A 16,739-nucleotide genomic window follows, 5' to 3' on the forward strand; every position below is an offset into this window, starting at 1 on the left:
GTCCTGGTTCGGTCACTCAGGGCCGGGCCGTGGACACCAGCGAGGGGCAGCACGTGTCGGACAAGAAGACGGGTCTGGTCAAGTGGTTCGACGCAGGGAAGGGCTTCGGCTTCATCTCGCCAGCTGACGGGAGCAAGGACGTGTTCGTCCACTTCTCAGCGATCCAAGGCAACGACTACAAGACCCTGGAGGAGGGCCAGAAAGTCGAGTTCTCGGTCGAGCAGGGCCAGAAGGGACCGAGCGCCGTAAACGTCGTCGCCATCTGAGTTCCACTCGTCCAAGTCCAGCCGGGCGAAGGATCACGTCCGCGAGTCAGCACCGCTCTCACCCCCTGGCGCCGCGAGCCGCAGGTCGCGGAGTCCTCACTGGACCCGCAAGGAGCTCGGCATCGCGGCCTGACATGGTTGTCCCGGCAGCTTTGCAGCAGGGACAACCATGTCAGCGGTCCGGTCGGGACCGCAGGGGGAGCTTGCGGCCGTGCGAGCGCCGGGGTAGGGCACCTTCGGGCTCTAGCTGTACTGACCACGGAGGTTGGTGACAGGGCTCACGGCTGGCAGATCTTGAAATGAGTGAGGGCCTTCTGGCCAGGTGTGGATTGCGACATCTACCCCAGCGCCAGAAAGGCCCTCATGCCACACCGTAACGCACCCCTGACTGAGAGCGTTGTGGTGAACCGTGCGGCGTTCGAGGTTTGCAGGTGGGGAGGGTGAGCGTTCGCACGCAGGTGCCCGTGACCGCTTGGGCGTGAAGCAACGGGCCCCTTGGTAGAGAGCTGGTTGTCGAGACCGCTTTCGCCCGAGGAGGCCCGTTGCCCAACCAGTTCAGCACTCCCGGTGCCGGCGAGTCCACTGCGCTCACTCCGGGGTGTGACTGCTACGTGCACCTGTACGGGGCGATCGGGGAGGGGCACCGCGCGCCGCGCTACGACAGCGACATGACGGACGCCGAATGGGCGGTGATCCGCGGCGCGATGCCGATGCCCGCCTGGCTGGAGGGGAAGGGCGGACGCCCTGAGGCGCACTGCCACCGGGGGGTGATCGACGCGGTGCGCTATCTGGTCGACAATGGCGTCAAGTGGCGCAATCTGCCTGCGGACTACCCCTTCTGGCGGGCGGTGTACGACTTCTTCCGCCGCTGGCGCCGCCACGGCTACATCCGCGAGCTCTACCAGCGCTTGCGCCGCACCGAGCGCAAGAAGCAGGGCAAGGCGACGGAGCCGAGCGCGGGCATCATCGACTCTCAGTCCGTGGACGGCTCGGAGACCTGTCCGGCCACCTCACGCGGCTTCGACGGCGGCAAGCTGCGCGACGGGCGCAAGCGCCACGTCCTGACCGACACCGGCGGACTGCTGCTGGAGGTCACCGTCACCGCGGCCAACGTGCACGACTCCAAGGCCGCCCCGGAGTTGCTCGAGGCATTCATGGCCGAGCCCGGACGGCTGCTCGAACTCGTGTGGACGGACTCCGCCTACCAGGGCCAGGAACTGGCCGACGCCTTCGCCGCGCACGGGGTGAGAGTGGAGGTGGTCAAGCGCACCGACGGAACCAAGGGGTTCAGGGTACTGGCGCGCAGGTGGGTGGTGGAGCGCACGCTCGGCTGGCTCTCGCGCTCGCGGCGCCTGAACCGCGACCACGAGCGCCGCGACGACCACCACGTGCAGATGGTGTGGTGGGCCGCCTCGATCACCCTCGGCCGGCGGATGGCCCGCCAGCGCCTGCACTGGCCCGAGTTCCGCCCGCACCGGCTCCCCGCGCCGGGCCCGGCGCGGGGATGAACAACCCGCCCGGCACCCGCCCCAGCCAGCCCCTGGCCTGCAGCGCATAGGCCCGGTGACGGACCTTCTCGATCTCCTTCAGCCGCTCTGCGTCCCGCCCCAGCGCGACAGTCAACGCCTTGACCGCCACCGGGGCACCCGCACCCGCGACCACATCGAAGACCTGCCGATAGGCCCCGGCCAGCACCTCCACGCCCAGGCCCGGCTGCCACGCAGGCGGCCGCGGATCGTAACCCGTCCGCAGGACCGAAGGCACCGCGGGCACTGCCGGCTCCGGCACGCCGTCCCCCGCCTCGTGCGGCGGCTGCGGCGGCACTTGCGGTGCCGTCACCGGCGCCAGCGCGCGAGCGGTGGGCGTCACCGCAGTCAGCGGCTGCACCATCACGGCCTCGGCCTCCTCCGCCAGCGCACGCAGCACCTCCTCCCGGCCGATCCGCGCACACTCCAACCGCTCCTGATGGACAGCCACCTGCTCCTGGGCCTCGCGCAGCAGCTCCTGCCAGGCATCCAACTCTTCCCGGGCCCGCGCCTCACGACGCTCCAGCAACGCAATCACCGACGGCACGAACGACACCTCCACCACCGACCCAACCAACCGTCAGCTGGCTGCCCTGAAGAAGCCATCCACACACCACCGTGCTGAGGAAACCGCAGCTCATCGAGCTACAGAGCGGTTCACCACAACGCTCTGAGACCGGACGCCTGCGCCTGGCCCGATGCGTGGTCGAGGACGGCTGGCCGCTGCGCCGGGCCGCCGAACGCTTCCAGGTCTCGCCCACCACGGCCAAGCGCTGGGCGGACCGCTACCGGGCCCTGGGCGAGGCCGGCATGGACGACCGGTCCAGCCGCCCGCACCACAGCCCGCGCCGCACCCCGACCCGCACCGAGCGCCGGATCATCAAGGTCCGCGTCCTGCGCCGCTGGGGACCGGCCCGCATCGCCTACCTGCTGGGGCTCAACCCCGCCACCGTCCACCGGGTCCTGACCCGCTACCGCCTCGCCCGCCTCACCCACCTCGACCGCGCCACCGGCCGCGCCATCCGCCGCTACGAACACGACGCACCAGGCGATTTGGTCCACGTCGACATCAAAAAGCTCGGCAACATCCCCGACGGCGGCGGCCACCAGGTGCTCGGCCGCCAGGCCGGCCGCAAGACCCGCTCCGGCACCGGCTACAGCTACCTCCACAACGCCGTCGACGACCACTCCCGCCTCGCCTACAGCGAGATCCTGACCGACGAGCGCAAGGAGACCGCCGCCGCGTTCTGGACCCGAGCCCAGGACTTCTTCGCCCAGGCCGGGATCACCGTCCAGCGCGTGCTGACCGACAACGGCTCCTGCTACAAGTCCCACCCCTGGCGGGACGTCCTGGCCGCCGCCGGGATCACCCACAAACGAACCCGGCCCTACCGGCCACAGACCAACGGCAAGGTCGAACGCTTCAACCGCACCCTGCTCGACGAATGGGCCTACGCCAGGCCCTACCGCACCGAGCAGGAACGACGCGACGCCTACCCCGCCTGGCTCCACACCTACAATCACCACCGCGGACACACCGCGCTCAAGGGCCAATCACCCGCCAGCCGCGTCCCCAACCTCACGGGTCAGAACATCTAGCACGCTTCACGCATCAGCTCCTCGGCGTCCTCGAGATCGGGTTCCCGTTCATCTCGCTAGGGCATGATCGAGATCGGAATCCTCGACGGCTCACAGGGCCGAGTCGAGGCGCCGCGAACCGTACCTAAGACCCGGGAGACATGATGGACAACGCAGAGTTTCGCCAGTTGGCTGACCAGTTGATACTGCACGTTGAACAGAAGCTGGACAGTATCGAGGGCGACGCCGATATCGACTGCGAGAACGACGGCTCCACCATGACGCTGACCTTCAAAAGCGACAAGCAGAACAAGATCGTGATCACCCGTCACGAAGACACACGGCAGATCGGGTTGGCGACGAAGACGAACTCCTACCACTTCGACTACACGAACGGCAGCTGGATCGATGCCCGATCCAAGAAGAGCTTCCTCACGCTGCTCTCGGAGGCGGCCACCGTCCAAGCAGGCCAGGAGATCAACTTCAACTGAGTACGGCTTGACGTCCTAATTCTTCGACAGCCCTGACTCTTGACAGGGGTGGCCGCCGCGGTAATCGACGACCTCGGATGCGGCTGCTACCCCTGCCAAGGCGGCCCGGGCGTCACCCAGGACGGCGTCCGCAACGCCACCACGGCCGCAGGCTCGATCGCTGGCGCAGTGCCGCTTCGGCGGTTCCGGCTTCCGGGTCCGGCCAGCAGCCGGAACGCAGGCCGAGAATCTCCTGGGAGCGGGCGCCGGCGTGCCAGCTGGGGGTCAAGGGTGCCCAGGCGGAGCCCCTGGTGTGGATTCGCATACGGAGTCGCGGAACTGCCCGCTCTGAGCGGGAAGAGGGCGGAGCAAAGCTGGATGCTCTGCCCTCTGCTGGCGTAGGAGCTGGTTCTCGGCGGTGGCCTGGTGCAGGGCACGGACCAGAGCTTCGACATCTGCTTTGAGCTGGGTGATCTCCTCAACATCGGCCGTCCGGAGTTCCTTGAGTCGTCGGATCTGCTTGCGGAGTCGCTGTTCGTTATCCGGGGTGGTGCCGCGGACGCGGACCCTAGAACACTCAGGTGCCCCCGAGCTGTCCGCCCGGACGGCTCGGGGGCACCCGTGTGTCGTGTGGTCGGGCGGTCAGCGAGAACGAGGGACCACCATTCAGCGGTTCGGTCCGGGCCGCAGGGGAATGACGTTCGCGTTGCCGCCGCTGAGGACGTCGCGCAGTTCCTGGTTCTCCAGGGTGAGGCGGGTGTTCTCGGCGAGGAAGCCATCGACGTCGGCCTTGAGCTGGGTGATCTCCTCGTTCTTGTTCGCGATGGTCGTCTTGAGGTCGACGATCTTCTTGCGCAGGCGGGTCTCGACGTCGGAGGTGCCGCCGCGGGCCTGGACGGCTTGGTAGAAGTCGTTCTTCAGGTCGGTGTGACGTTGGGTCAGGGCGTTTCGGGGGACGTCGGCCTCGATGGCCAGGGCGACGATGGTCAGGGCTCCGTTGGAGCGTTCAGGTGTGCCGGCCAGGATGCGGTCCGTCGCGGCGCGGATCCGGTCGCGTTCGTCGGGGGCGGGGCTCACGTGGGACTCTCCCGGAGGGTGAAGCGGGTGCGGTCGTGTTCGTCGGCCAGTTCGCGCAGGCGTGTGGCGGTGGCGTGTCGGCGTTCGGCCAGGGGACCGGGGACGTGGGCGGCTTTGCGGTCGAGGTCGTCGGCGCGCCGGCGGAGCCAGGTGGCGTGCTGGTCGGTGCGGACGGTGTTGCCGCAGCCCGGGACGCACTGGTCGAGGCTGGGCGCGTCGTTGTGCTGGTCGTCCTTCGCGCAGAGGGCCCGGTCGCGTTTGTAGAGGCAGAGCAGCAGTGCGTGGGGGTTGTCGTAGAGGACAGTGCCGTCCTGGGCCAGGTGCCGGCGGGCAGCGGCGTGCTTGCGGACGAAGTCGAGTCCGACCAGGCCGCCCTGGAACACCGGGCCGTTCGCCGCGGCCAGGATCGCCCGGCGGGCGGCGGGCCCGGAGATAGCCTCGCCGTCCTGCATGCGCTCGTGGAGGTCGGCGGCGGTGTCGGCGGTGGCCAGGGCGGTCTCGACGTCGACGTAGGCGTGGATCCCGCTGCGGCTGCGGCTGCCGTAGCGGCCGGACTCGTCGGTGTTCAGGACGGTCCGCATGTGGCCGTACTGGATCGCCAGGGCGACCAGACCGCCGGGCCGGCGCGCGATATGCCAGGCCAACGTCCTCCTGAAACGCGCGGTCCCGATCCGCCCGTGTGGGTCGGGAACGATGGTCTCACCCGGCAGGTCGCGGGTCTTGGCCTCGTTGTTTACCCAGGTCACGAAGTCCTCGATCCGCACGGCGATCGCGTAGTTCCCCAGGGATCCGGTGCGGTGACGGGCGTGGGAAGGATCATGGATGGCCGCGTCGAACAGCAGCTCGTCGTCGGGGACGAAGCGCTCCAGCACGCGGATGGCGTTGACGACGGGAGTGATGGCGACCCAGGGAACCGCACGCTCAGCGCCGCCGGGCAGGTAGTGGCCGGTGTCGGGATCGGTGGCGCTCTTGTAGTGGTGACTGCGGATCAGCAGGTGCGGCTCCTCGTCGTCCTCCTCGTCCGGGCCGGGCGCGACGTCCTCGGGGTGGACACGGAGAACGTGACGGCCCGACTGGCCGTCAGGCCCGGGTTCCGGATCGGGACAGCAGCCCGCGCGCAGGCCGAGAACCTCCTGGGGACGGGCGCCTGTCAAGTACGAGCAGACGATGAAGACGGCCGTGACCAGGTGCTTGAGCAGGGTGTCGGCCTCGGTGTAGTCGATAGTCTCGCGCCAGGGGCGCCCGTTGATCCGGCCGGTGACCGGTACGTCGAGCGGACACAAGCCTGGGCTGGCCGTCACAATCGCTGACAGATCCAGCCTGTTGCAGGCGTGAGCGACCTGCCGGAGAGAGGCACCGGTCACGGCCGCGACGTAGGCGCGGGGCAGGGTGGGCTTGCCGTTGTGGAAGGTGGCGGGCAACGGGTCGCCGCCAGCGACCCGCTGGGTCAGGTAGGCGTTGAGAGCGAGCCGACCGGCAGGGGTCGACTGCTGGGTGTGGGCGGCCTGGTGCAGGCGACGGGCTTCGGCGTGGGCGGCGAGGATGTCGTCGGCCAGGTCCTCGACGAAGCGGATCGCCCAGATCAGCAGCGGGCCCATGGTCTCCTCGGCCAGCACCTCCCGCGCGTTCTCCCCGCCGGTCGAGGTCTCGGCGGGCAGATAATCGTCCACTCCGTCCTCATCCCACGGGGGGCGTGGAATCCCGGCGGGCCGGGCGGTGAGCTGGTCGAACGCCCACAACCGCGTCACCGCCAGCAGCTGCTTGCGCACGTTGGCGCGGCCGCTGCCGGCGTCGCGCAGGTGCAGCCCGTACTCGTGCAGGACCGCCCGGTCGCAGGCGGCCAGCGTGACGATGCCCCGCTTCTCCAGCCAGTGCGCCATCAGCATCCATGCCCGCACGGTTCTCTGTGCCGAATCGGGGGCGATGCGAGTCCGCATTCTGGCCGCGCGCTCGCGCACGAAGCTGTTGCGAAGTTCCCCGTTCAGGAACGTCCATGCGATCAGCCGCAGCGGCTCGCGAAAGCACTCCACGCAGGACTCCCAGTCGATCTTGAACAGATACGTGCTGGGGTTGTCGATGAGCGGGGCCAGCGACCACACCATGTCGCCGAAACAGCTGCTGAGGTGCGCGTGGCGGGCGATGACCAGGTGGGCGGGGATGACCGGGGTGTCTAGTTCGGGCAGCGGCAGGAGATAGGGATCGGCCTCGGGAGCGAGGATGGCGGTCACGGGTTGAGGTCTCCACTCAGCAGGTCGTCGACAATCTCCCGGTCGGCGGCGGCGATCCGGCCCCGAGCCTTGTCCCAGGCCCCGGCGCCGATCTTGCCTCTCAGATCCTCCAAGCGGGCGTGGGCGTCACTCCAGTCCCGGTCCCAGACGGGCGCGGGTAGGACCGAGCGGGCGTTCGCCAGCGCCTGGTGCAAATGGACCAGACGCGGGTGGTGATCAGCATGAATTCGCGCGCTTTCGCAGCCTAGACATGTGAGATAGGACGCTCCGCAGCCCCCGTCCGGTAGCGGCGCGGGGCCTTGCTCGGTGCTGGAGCAGTCGGCGGTGGCGGTCTCCTGGTATCCGGGGCCGCGCTCCTGGCTGAGCTGGGCGGCCAGGCTGACCGTCTTTCGGGCGTGCTCCAGCGCGGCTGCCGCACCGGCGGCGACGACGGGGGCGGCCTGCCGTTGGACGCGCTGGTCGGGCAGCACGTATCGGCGTTCGTGGGTGTCGAGGGTGTGCTGGGACGGTTCCCCGCGGTCCACCACGACCGTGCGCCGTCCGCGCTGGAACGGCGAGCCCGTGCCCGTCCGCTTCTTCCACCCGGCCGCATCCTCGTCGTTGAGACCCAGGCGGATGGGACCGACGGCAGTGCGGCGTGCCGGGTTCTCGATCACCCGCTGGGGACAGTGGGCGCGCCAGGCCAGGAGACGGTCGGTGCCGGGGGCAAGGTTGTGAGCCAAGGCGCGGGCGAAGCGGGTGGCCTGCAGGGCCTGGGTAATCAGACGGCCTGGGGAGTCGGCACCGGCATCAGTGGCACTCTCGGTCTCGGAGCGGCCGCCCTTGTGCTTGCGGACCGGGATCCGGTAAGTGGGCCGGCCGTCGGGGCCGGCGTCGGGGGCGGCCTTCGGTGTGGGCATCACGTTGATCACCGAGAGATTCCAGCCGAACTCGGTCATCAGCAGCACCCCCAGGGCGGTTGCCTCCATCCGGTCCAGGAATAGCCGCTTCCACGTCACCTCGGCGGAGCGTCCGCCCACCGCGCGGCGGTAGCGAATCTTCACTTCCCCGCGCTTGTAGCGGGGGATGTCGCCGGTACGGGCGATCAGGTCCAGGGCCTCACCCAGGGCCCAGTCCTCGGTGCCGGGCGCGAAGGCACCGCGGTGCCAGGAATCCAGGTGGTCGGAGTGCTGCTCGATCCGCAGCAGCGCGGCTCGGAACACGCGCCGGGCCTCCAGCCGGATCCGGTCGAACTCCGCGGGCGCGTAGGACTCCACCTTGCTCGGCAGGTCCGGGACGCGGCGGGCGAGTTCCTCGAAAACCGGACCCGCCTGCAGGCGGGGATCATCGCGCAGCAGACTGGCGACGCTCCGGAATACCTCGCGCCCGCCGGACGTGTGCTTCTGCTGTTCCCACCAGGCTTTCACCGCGGCGGCGGTGAGCTCGTCCAGGTCCTCCGGTGGCCGGGCGCGCTGGGAGGCGAACGTCGCGAACGCATGCAGGTACCGGAAGCTCCCCTTGGAGGTTTCGTGGGAGCCCCAGCCGTGGGTGCGGGCGGCGAACAGGACAGCCAGGGACCGCTGCAACGGTGCGGGCGCCGGCAGCGTGGCAAAGTCGTAGTCCCGTGTATGGCCGTCGCGGTCGCGGTGGCGCACCATCAGGCCGGTCAGCGGATCCAGGACTGGCGGGGCGGTGTAATCGGTCGGCGGCAGGACCGCCTTCCTGCCCCTGCCGCGGCCTTCGCTATGGCCGTTCCTCTCCTCGGTGTCCATCGTGGTCACGACGCGACCCCCGCCTGGCGGGGCGTCAGACGATCCTCGATGTCCTGGATGCCATCCCCTTCCCGAGCCACCCTCGTGAACAGCCCGTCCAGATCCGGCAACGGCGCCGACAAGGGCTCATCGGCCTCCGCCAGCAGGGCTTCCAGCTGCAGGTGCCGCACCGGCGCGAGATACGTCTCGACCGTGACCTGCCGGGTCGCATGGCCCAACAGCCCCTGCACCAGGTGCCACGGATCGCCGTAGAGAAGGGCGAAATCCCGGCGTTCCTTCGGACTCAGCCCAAAGCGCCTGTCCAGCAGCGAGTTCAGCACCACCAGCATGAACAGAGCCATGCTGTGACGCGCTCCGTGCACGGTGGCGTAGGGCGAGTAGACCCTGTGCGGGTCGCGCCGTTGATCGGCCAGCGGTTCCAACGCCGCCCGGCAGCGCTGGTTCGCAGTGCGGAACACCGCCTCCCACGAGTGCGGCTGGAACGGCAGCCCAGCCTCGTTCAGCCACAGCCACAACGGCTCCGGACCGTCGGGACCCTCGGTGAACAGCATCGCCCGCTCCCGCCAGGTCAACGAGTCCAGCAACCCCTCGAAGAGGACGCCGTCCCGGTCCCTCCAACGAACCTTGCGCTTGGGCCCCTGGGTCACCTCGGTGACCAGCCGCACATTCGTCAGCTCGTCGTAGCGGCCACGGGCCTGGGCCTTGCGCACTGCCCAGGCCCGCGAGGACTCCACGTACGACTCGATGTCGCGCACCGCCTCGGTCGAGCAGTAGAACGTCCGCGATGCCTTCGAGCGTGTAACCGCCCCCGACACCCGCCCGCGGCAGTAGCGGCTGTTGCCCAGCCGCGTGCCGGGGACCTCGAATGTCAGCAGCGAACCGCCTTCCTGGCGCCGCAGCCCTGAGGACACCGCCAGCCGCACGAACGCGGTGTTCCGATCCTCCAGCCGCCCCAGCCAGTCCGGCTCTACGTCCCCGTCCCGGGTGTGACCGCGCAGGCCGATGTCCGTCCACAGCCGCCACGTACGCGGCGTCAGCCAGTGCATGTCCGACACCATCGGCTTCTTCAGCCCGTCCGGAACCTCCCGCGTGCCACCCCGGGTGTCGGTAACCTGGCGCATCGTCACCGGACTCGCCGACACGTACCCCTGGTCCTTGGCCCACTTGTACAGGGCCGTGAACGCCGCCAGCTCCCGGTTCCACTTCGAGTTGCCCACCCGCGCCGGGTTCGACGGCGCGTCCAGCCGCCACGTCCCGTAATCCTTCAGATCCTTCTCGCTCGCATCCGTCCAGTGCCGGCCCCGCGCGGACAGAGAGGTCAGAAGCAGAACAATGTCCGTTGCGTAATTCCGCCGCGTCTCCCGCTCATATCCCCGGAAGACCGAGGACTGCCCGAAACGGCACAGCAGCGGATCGATCCGGAAACCCGGCCCAACGAATACCGCATCCCCCTCCTGCATCTCCCAATCCGCCGCCCCGACTCCTGGTGGACCCGACATCGTCAGCCAGTCCCGACCCACCCAGAACACTCGCCACCGCGACACCCGGCACTCCTCCTGTAGCGCTTCAACACGCTGACGCTATAGGGAATTGGTGCAGGCCAGGCAGAGCAGGAACGAGGCCGCGCAGCCGCCGCTCGGCGCGGGCCAGGGGCTGGCGTCGGGGTCCGCGCAGTCCGCGGTCGCGGTCTTCTGGTGTGCGGGGTCCGCGCGCTGCGTCAGGTGGGCGGCGAGGGTCACCTCGCGGGCCTGGTCCAGGGCGTCGGTGGCGCCGGCCGCGATCACTTCCACGGCCTCGTGCTGGATCCGCTGGTCGGGCAGCACGTAGCTGCGTTCCTGGGTGCGGTGCGTGTGCTGCAGGGGTTGGCCCTGCTCGGTCACCGCGGTCCGTCGCGAGCGTCGGAAGGGCTGCCCGGCGATGCCGTTCCGCACCGACCATGCTTGCGAATCGCCGTCGGTCAGGCCGAACGCGAGGGGGCCCACGGGGCGGGGCCGGTCCGGATGGTGGTGCTCGCGCCCCAGGTGGGCGCTGCGGCAGACCATGAGGTGGTCGGTGCCGGGGGCGAGCTGTTCGGCCAGGGCGCGCGCGGTGCGGGTCGCGGCCAGGGTCCTGGGTGATCAGCCGGCCCGGGGAGTGCGGCCCGGAGTCGGTGTGGAACTCGCGGGAGAACCAGTGGCCCGCCCCGGCCCGGCGCTTCTCAATCCGGACCTCGTAGGTCACCGCCTCCCCCGCGGCCAGAGCCGGGGAGGCGCGGGGCACGGGCAGGTGGTCGTAGACCGACAGGTTCCACCCGAACTCCGCGGTCAGCAGCACCCCCAGGCTGGTCAGCTCCGACCGCGACAAGAACAGCCGCCCCCACGTGCGGTCCCGTGACGTTCCGCCCAGCAGCCGGTGGTTGGTGACGTTGCCCCGGCTCCCCGCTTGCGGCGTGCGAGGAACGTCGCCGGTGCGGGCCAGGTGGTCCAGGACCCTTCCCAGACGCCACTCCTGACCGCCCTCGGCCGTCTCCCCAGCCCGCCAACGCTCCAGCAGGCGCTCGTTCTCCTCGATCCGCAGCAGCGCGGTCCGGAAATGGCGCCGCGCGATGAGCCTGATCTCGTCGAACTCCTCAGGTTCGTAGGACCGTGTCGTGCTGTCTGGCCTGGGAATCCGCCGAGCGAGCTCCTCTGCGGCTGGGCCGGCGAGCATCCGCGGATCCAGCCGCAGCAGCCCCCGAATCACCGTCAGAGTCTGCCGCCCACCCGGGGTGCCGACGTTCGCCAGCCGCCAGCGCCGCAGCGCGCCCGTTGTCAGATCCTCCAGATCCGCGGGCGGCGGCTGCAGCGAGGCCGCGAACCGGGAGAAGGCACCCACCATGCCCCACAAGCCCTTCGCGGTCGCACGACTGGTCCAGCCACGGCTGCGGGCCGCGAACACCGCGGCTAGAGAGCGCTGGAACGGCTCGGCCAGCGGCAGCGTCGCGAAGTCGAACACCGTCGCGTATCCGGCCTTGTTCACGAAGGTCACCCGCAGCCCGTCCGCCGCCAGCGGCGGCGCGCAGTGGAAGTCCGTCGGCGGCAGCGACGCGCGACGCCCACGGCCGCTCACCGAACCGCCTCCATCCGCGCGTCGATGTCCTGGATGCCGGCCGTCTCGCTCGCGATCCGCGCGAACACCGTGTCCAGGTCCTGCCCGTGCCCCGCGGGGCCGTCCCCGGCCACCGTCAGGATCGACGTCAGCCGCAGATGCATCACCGGAGCCAAGTAGATCCGCTTCGTCAGCTCGACGTCCGAATGCCCCAACAAGGGTCTGCACCAGGAACCACGGGTCGCCGAACAGCAGGGCGAAGTCCCGCCGCTCCGCGGCCGACAGACCATAGCGCCGCTCCAGCAGCTCGTTGAGCACGACGAGCATGTACAAGGCCATGGAATGCCTGGCAGAGTGCGGTGTGGCATAGGGCGCATACGCCTGGTGAAGGTCCCTCACCCGTTCAACCGGGGGACGCAGGACCTCCTCGCAGCGCAGGTTCGCACCCCGGAACACACCCTCCCAGGAGTGCGGCACCATCGGCAGCCCCTGCTCGGTCAGCCACAGCCACGCCGGCTCCGGGCCCTCGGGCCCCTCCACGAACAGCCACTGCCGCTCCTGCCACGACAACGCGGACAGCGCCCGTTCGCCGCGCACACCGTCACGGTCCACCCAGTGCACCCGCGGCTGCAGGCCCTGGGTCACCCTGGTGACCAGCCGCATCACCGCAAGCCGCTCGTATCGGCCGCACTGCTGGGCCCGGTGGACGGCCCACGCCCGCTCGCAGTCCTCGTACGCCTCCACCTGCCGCACCGCGTCCACCGACGCGTAGAACGTGCGGTCCCGCTTCGAGCGGGTCAGCGCCCCTGGGACTCGGCCATGGCAGTACCGGCCCCGCCGCAACGGCACCCGCGGCACCTCGAACGTCAGCAGTGCTCCGCCCTCCTGCCGCCGCAGCCCTGAACTGACCAGCAGACCCACGAACGCTGCGTTGCGCGTCTCGGTCCGCCCCACCCACCCCGGCGCCACCACTCCCTCGCGGGTGCGGCCCCGCAGGCCGATGTCCGTCCACAGCCGCCACGTGCGGGGCGTCAGCCACGACACCCGGTCCCTCCCGCTGTCCGGAGCTCGATCCCGGGCCAGCCCCACATCCACCGGCAGCGGCGTCACCCCAGCCCATCGGAACAGCAGCGTGAACGCCGCCGCCTCCCGGTTCCATTTCGATCCGCTGATCCGTGCCGGGTTCTGCGGCGCATCACACCGCCAGGCCCGGTAATCTCGCAGATCCTGCGGGCTGGCCTGCTCCCACCGCACATTCCGCGACCACAGGAAGTCCAGCAGCAGCCGGATGTCAGTCACGTAGTTCCGCTTCGTCTCGCGCTCCAACACCTGGAACCGTGACCGCCGGACGAAGTCCAGCAGACCCACGTCCACCCGGCAATCCGGGGCCAGGAAGACGGGATCGCCCGGCCGTAACCCCATCTGCGTCACCCGACCCGCCAGGTCCGATACCCCGGACACATTCGATCCCGGCAGGGCCTCCCAGCCCCACGGCTCCGGAACCCACTCCACGCGCCACCTGTCCACCGGTGTCCCTTCAGATCCCTTGAACAGATCCGATTTTGAGGGAAGACCGCATATCCAATCGGACTCCGTCAGGACCCGCAAGGACGTCCTGGGACGTGCGGCAGGCGACGCGCGCCCGATGCGCTGCCTAGGCTGGCCGGATGGCGCTCATCGTCCTGTGGGACATCGACCACACGCTCATCGACAACGCGGGTGTGAGCAAGGAGATATACGGCGCAGCGTTCGCGGCTGTGGCTCGGCGTCAGCCCTCAGGTCCCGCCGTGACGGACGGGCGGACCGATCGGCTGATCATGCGAGAGATGTTCGACCGGGACGGACTGGTGCAGCCGGATTGGGACATCGTGCAGGCAGCACTCGAGGCCGCCGGCCGCGAACGGTCCGAGGAACTGCGACAGCGCGGCCGTGCGCTGCCCGGTGCCCGGGATGTCCTGACCGCAGTTGGGAAGGAGCCTGGGATCATCTCGTCCGTGCTGACCGGCAATATCGCGGCGAATGCCCGGTTGAAGCTCGCCGCGTTCGGACTCGACGGTCTGGTGGACCTGGAGGTCGGCGCGTACGGCGCTGACCGTCTTGAGCGGGCAGCGCTCGTCCATGTGGCCTGCGACCGCATCCGCGCTGCGTACACCGTTCCAGGGAGGACGGTTGTGACGCTAGTCGGCGATACCCCGCGGGATGTTGAGGCAGCGCTAACGAACGGGGTTGAAATTGTCGCCGTCGCTACAGGGGTCAACTCCGCCGCAGAACTGCGCCGAGCTGGTGCCAGTGCGGTGCTACCGGATCTGACCGATACCGCTGCTCTGATGAGCCACTTCAAGTATCTCGCGGCCGAGGGGGGCTGAGGCATGGTCTGCTTGCTCCCTGTCCATGCGGCGGCGGTCCACCGAACGGCAGCGAGGAACCCACAGATGCCGGAGATCGTGAAGCGCAGCGCGAGGGCGGTCCTGCTTGATGGGGACCAGCTGGTACTGATCAAGCGGACGACGACAGCAGCGTCAAGGCCGCCTTGCACCGGGATCTCTTCGAGGAACTGGGTGCAACCGTGCACCCGCCGCAACTGGTGCTCTTGGTGACTGACGAGTTGGAGACCTGTCAACGGCCATCGCGCTCGCCCCACTGGCGGCCAGAGATTCGCCCCACCTGCGGTCTTCAGGACCGCCCCGGTGGCGGCCAGATAATCTCCCCGCCTGAATGAGGTGCTGGTCAGCTGAAGGGCTTCACTCCCTTGCCGGTGGTGGCCTGGGTGAGCCGGTAGCTGTCACCCTGGGTGACGACGATGTGGGCGTGGTGCATGAGCCGGTCGACCGTAGCGGTGGCCAGGGTCTTGGGCATGATCTCGTCGAACCCATCTGGGGCTGGCACTTGTTCCCTGCGGGGAGTCTGCCCTGTCACCTGGCCGTATCCCTCTCCTGCTGTCCTCGTTGAATCTCATGGCGGCATGTGGCTTTTCCAGGTGCTGCCTTGATGGTTCAGGAGCGAGGAAGGTGTGCCAATGGGCGAGGCGAGACTGCAGGTCATCGCGGGCGGCGCCGTCCCGCAGGAACCATTGACCACGGACCCGTGGCGCTTCCAGACCATCTGTGTCGACGCGTTCGTCGCCTCGTGGCGGGCCCGAGGGTTCAGCCCGGTGACCATCGACAACGACATCGGTCTGCTGGAACGGACCCTCACGGCGCTTGGCCGCCCCGCGTGGGAGGTCACGCCCGAGGACATCGACCGCGTTGTCGGCGATCTCGCGGTCCAGGGCCGCAAAACGTCGACCCGGCGCGAGTACGTGCAGATCTTCAAGGGCTTCCACCGGTTCCTGCAGGCCCGGAAGGCAGCCGAGATCGAGGCTGCCTTTGGTGTCCGACTGGTCTGCCCGGTCGATGAGTTCAACGCCTCCCGGCATGTCGGCGACGACTCCCCGGCCCTGCTGCCGCCCCCGACGCCCGAGCGGGTCACCGAGTTCTTCGACTTCATGAAGCGGCGGATCGCCACCGCCCGGAAGTACGGACCCGCAGCCCGGGACTATGCGATGTTCCGGACGCTGTATCACGCCGGCCTCCGCTCGGAGGAGGCCTCGCTGCTGGACCTGCCGGACCTGCACTTCACCCGCGGCCCGTTCGGCAAACTCCATGTCCGCTTCGGCAAGGGAGCCCACACCTCCGGCCCGCGGCCGCGGTGGGTGCCCATGCTCGACGGCCTGGACCTGGTGCTGAGATGGTTCCTGGAGGACGTGCGGCCCAAGTTCCCCGACTCGCCTGTCCTGTTCGCGGACGAGTCCGGCGGCAGTCTGCACCGCGGGACCATCCGCAACCGGCTGCGGTATCTGATGGAACTCGAAGGACGCCCGGCCGCCGAGCGATTCAGCCCCCATGCCCTGCGGCGGGCGTGCGCGACCCACAACTACGAACGCGGCGTCGACCTCGTGGCCATCCAGCAGCTACTCGGTCACTGGACGGTCAGTTCGACCATGCGATACGTCCGGCCCTCCGCAACGTTCATCGAGGACGCCTATCAGCGGGCCGTCGCCAGCACCTTGGCCGAGCTTACCGGGAAGGACTCCACGGCATGAAGATCCAATGGCGGCTGAGGATGGCCGCGGCCCAGCGCGAGGTATGGACGGGCACCGAACTGCGGCGGCTGCTGGCCGAGAGGGCCGGCCTGGAGCTGTCCTCGGCTTCGGTGTCGGCGCTGTTCACCAAGGAGCCCTCGCAGGTGAAGATGACCACGCTGGCAGCACTGTGCACCGCACTGGAGTGCACCCCCAACGACCTGATCGAGGTCGACACCACCCCAGTCGAGCGGCCGATCGCGCCGCCTCGACCGGTCGCCGACCTGCCGCAGGCCGCCTCCGCCCGTGGCCGGTCGATGCCGCCCCTGTGACGGCAGGTATTGATGGGTAAGAAGCAACGCGACTGCGTCACCTGCGGCGCCCCGGTCGGGTTCCTCGACCGCGAGCACTGCTGCCGCTGCGAGCGAAAGATGAGGGAAGAGGCTGCCAAGGCGACTTGTCCGTCCTGCGGTCTTGCCCGGGTGCTGCAGCAGGACACCGGCCGGTGCATCCTGTGCTCGCGCGTCTGCGGGCAGTGCGGGCATCCGGTGCGGTCCGCGGACAGCCCGCTGTGCCGCGACTGCCGTAACAGATCCCGGCGCCTGGCCGCCAAGCAGCCGTGTCCGCGCTGCGGCAAGCCGGGTCTTCTGCGCGCGGCGACCGGCTGGTGCGGGCCGTGCTCCCATCCAGGATCACCGAAGAAGCCGCCGCAGGTCT

Annotated in this window: 14 protein-coding genes and 2 pseudogenes; 8 read left to right on the forward strand and 8 right to left on the reverse strand. The window is 69.4% G+C overall.

Annotated elements, in window-relative coordinates; genetic code table 11:
- Window positions 1-53: 53 nt before the first annotated feature.
- A complete protein-coding gene (locus OG455_RS37790) occupies window positions 54-266 on the forward strand; it encodes a cold shock domain-containing protein (protein ID WP_266301827.1) in 213 nt (70 codons plus the stop codon).
- Between the two features lie 542 nt (window positions 267-808).
- Window positions 809-1,774: an IS5 family transposase gene (locus OG455_RS37795; RefSeq protein WP_266290267.1), complete on the forward strand. Its 966-nt coding sequence runs from the start codon at window positions 809-811 to the stop codon at window positions 1,772-1,774.
- On the opposite strand, the gene OG455_RS37800 is transcribed toward OG455_RS37795, so the two are convergent.
- Window positions 1,683-2,339, reverse strand: a complete 657-nt coding sequence (locus OG455_RS37800) for a hypothetical protein (protein ID WP_266290265.1) — start codon at window positions 2,337-2,339, stop codon at window positions 1,683-1,685. The genes OG455_RS37795 and OG455_RS37800 overlap by 92 nt on opposite strands.
- Window positions 2,340-2,431: 92 nt before the next feature.
- Here OG455_RS37800 and OG455_RS37805 point away from each other — a divergent pair, with 92 nt between their 5' ends.
- A complete protein-coding gene (locus OG455_RS37805) occupies window positions 2,432-3,391 on the forward strand; it encodes an IS481 family transposase (protein ID WP_266301828.1) in 960 nt (319 codons plus the stop codon).
- A 143-nt stretch (window positions 3,392-3,534) separates the two neighbouring features.
- Window positions 3,535-3,861 (forward strand): iron donor protein CyaY, encoded by a 327-nt coding sequence (gene cyaY, locus OG455_RS37810; protein ID WP_266301289.1) that lies wholly within the window; start codon window positions 3,535-3,537, stop codon window positions 3,859-3,861.
- Between the two features lie 645 nt (window positions 3,862-4,506).
- Here the strand turns inward: cyaY and OG455_RS37815 are convergent.
- The 6 genes from OG455_RS37815 to OG455_RS42180 form a co-directional block, all read right to left on the reverse strand.
- Window positions 4,507-4,917: a hypothetical protein gene (locus OG455_RS37815; RefSeq protein WP_266301290.1), complete on the reverse strand. Its 411-nt coding sequence runs from the start codon at window positions 4,915-4,917 to the stop codon at window positions 4,507-4,509.
- On the reverse strand, window positions 4,914-7,145 hold the full coding sequence (locus OG455_RS37820) for an integrase (protein WP_266301291.1): 2,232 nt from the start codon (window positions 7,143-7,145) through the stop codon (window positions 4,914-4,916). The genes OG455_RS37815 and OG455_RS37820 overlap by 4 nt, the downstream gene beginning before the upstream one ends.
- Window positions 7,142-8,905, reverse strand: coding sequence for a hypothetical protein (locus OG455_RS37825; protein ID WP_266301292.1), 1,764 nt, complete (start codon window positions 8,903-8,905; stop codon window positions 7,142-7,144). Before OG455_RS37825 ends, OG455_RS37820 begins: the two co-directional genes overlap by 4 nt.
- Window positions 8,902-10,356 (reverse strand): site-specific integrase, encoded by a 1,455-nt coding sequence (locus OG455_RS37830; protein WP_266301293.1) that lies wholly within the window; start codon window positions 10,354-10,356, stop codon window positions 8,902-8,904. Before OG455_RS37830 ends, OG455_RS37825 begins: the two co-directional genes overlap by 4 nt.
- 120 nt (window positions 10,357-10,476) lie before the next feature.
- On the reverse strand, window positions 10,477-10,938 hold the full coding sequence (locus OG455_RS37835; RefSeq protein ID WP_266301294.1) for a hypothetical protein: 462 nt from the start codon (window positions 10,936-10,938) through the stop codon (window positions 10,477-10,479).
- Window positions 10,939-11,979: 1,041 nt separating this feature from the next.
- On the reverse strand, window positions 11,980-12,126 hold the full coding sequence (locus OG455_RS42180) for a hypothetical protein (protein WP_323185667.1): 147 nt from the start codon (window positions 12,124-12,126) through the stop codon (window positions 11,980-11,982).
- A 1,503-nt stretch (window positions 12,127-13,629) separates the two neighbouring features.
- On the opposite strand from OG455_RS42180, the gene OG455_RS37845 reads away from it, so the two are divergent.
- Both OG455_RS37845 and OG455_RS37850 read left to right on the forward strand, forming a co-directional pair.
- A complete protein-coding gene (locus OG455_RS37845; protein ID WP_266301295.1) occupies window positions 13,630-14,328 on the forward strand; it encodes an HAD family hydrolase in 699 nt (232 codons plus the stop codon).
- A 66-nt stretch (window positions 14,329-14,394) separates the two neighbouring features.
- Window positions 14,395-14,531: pseudogene (locus OG455_RS37850) on the forward strand (NUDIX hydrolase); the annotation flags it as partial.
- A gap of 158 nt (window positions 14,532-14,689) precedes the next feature.
- On the opposite strand, the pseudogene OG455_RS37855 reads toward OG455_RS37850, so the two are convergent.
- Window positions 14,690-14,839: pseudogene (locus OG455_RS37855) on the reverse strand (ATP-binding protein); the annotation flags it as partial.
- A 139-nt stretch (window positions 14,840-14,978) separates the two neighbouring features.
- On the opposite strand from OG455_RS37855, the gene OG455_RS37860 reads away from it, so the two are divergent.
- The gene (locus OG455_RS37860; protein ID WP_266301829.1) at window positions 14,979-16,043 is read left to right on the forward strand and encodes a tyrosine-type recombinase/integrase; all 1,065 of its coding nucleotides are present in this window, start codon (window positions 14,979-14,981) and stop codon (window positions 16,041-16,043) included.
- Window positions 16,040-16,354, forward strand: coding sequence for a helix-turn-helix transcriptional regulator (locus tag OG455_RS37865; protein ID WP_266301296.1), 315 nt, complete (start codon window positions 16,040-16,042; stop codon window positions 16,352-16,354). The genes OG455_RS37860 and OG455_RS37865 overlap by 4 nt, the downstream gene beginning before the upstream one ends.
- Window positions 16,355-16,739: the final 385 nt, after the last annotated feature.

The sequence above is a fragment of the Kitasatospora sp. NBC_01287 genome (assembly GCF_026340565.1).
GTDB lineage: Bacteria > Actinomycetota > Actinomycetes > Streptomycetales > Streptomycetaceae > Kitasatospora.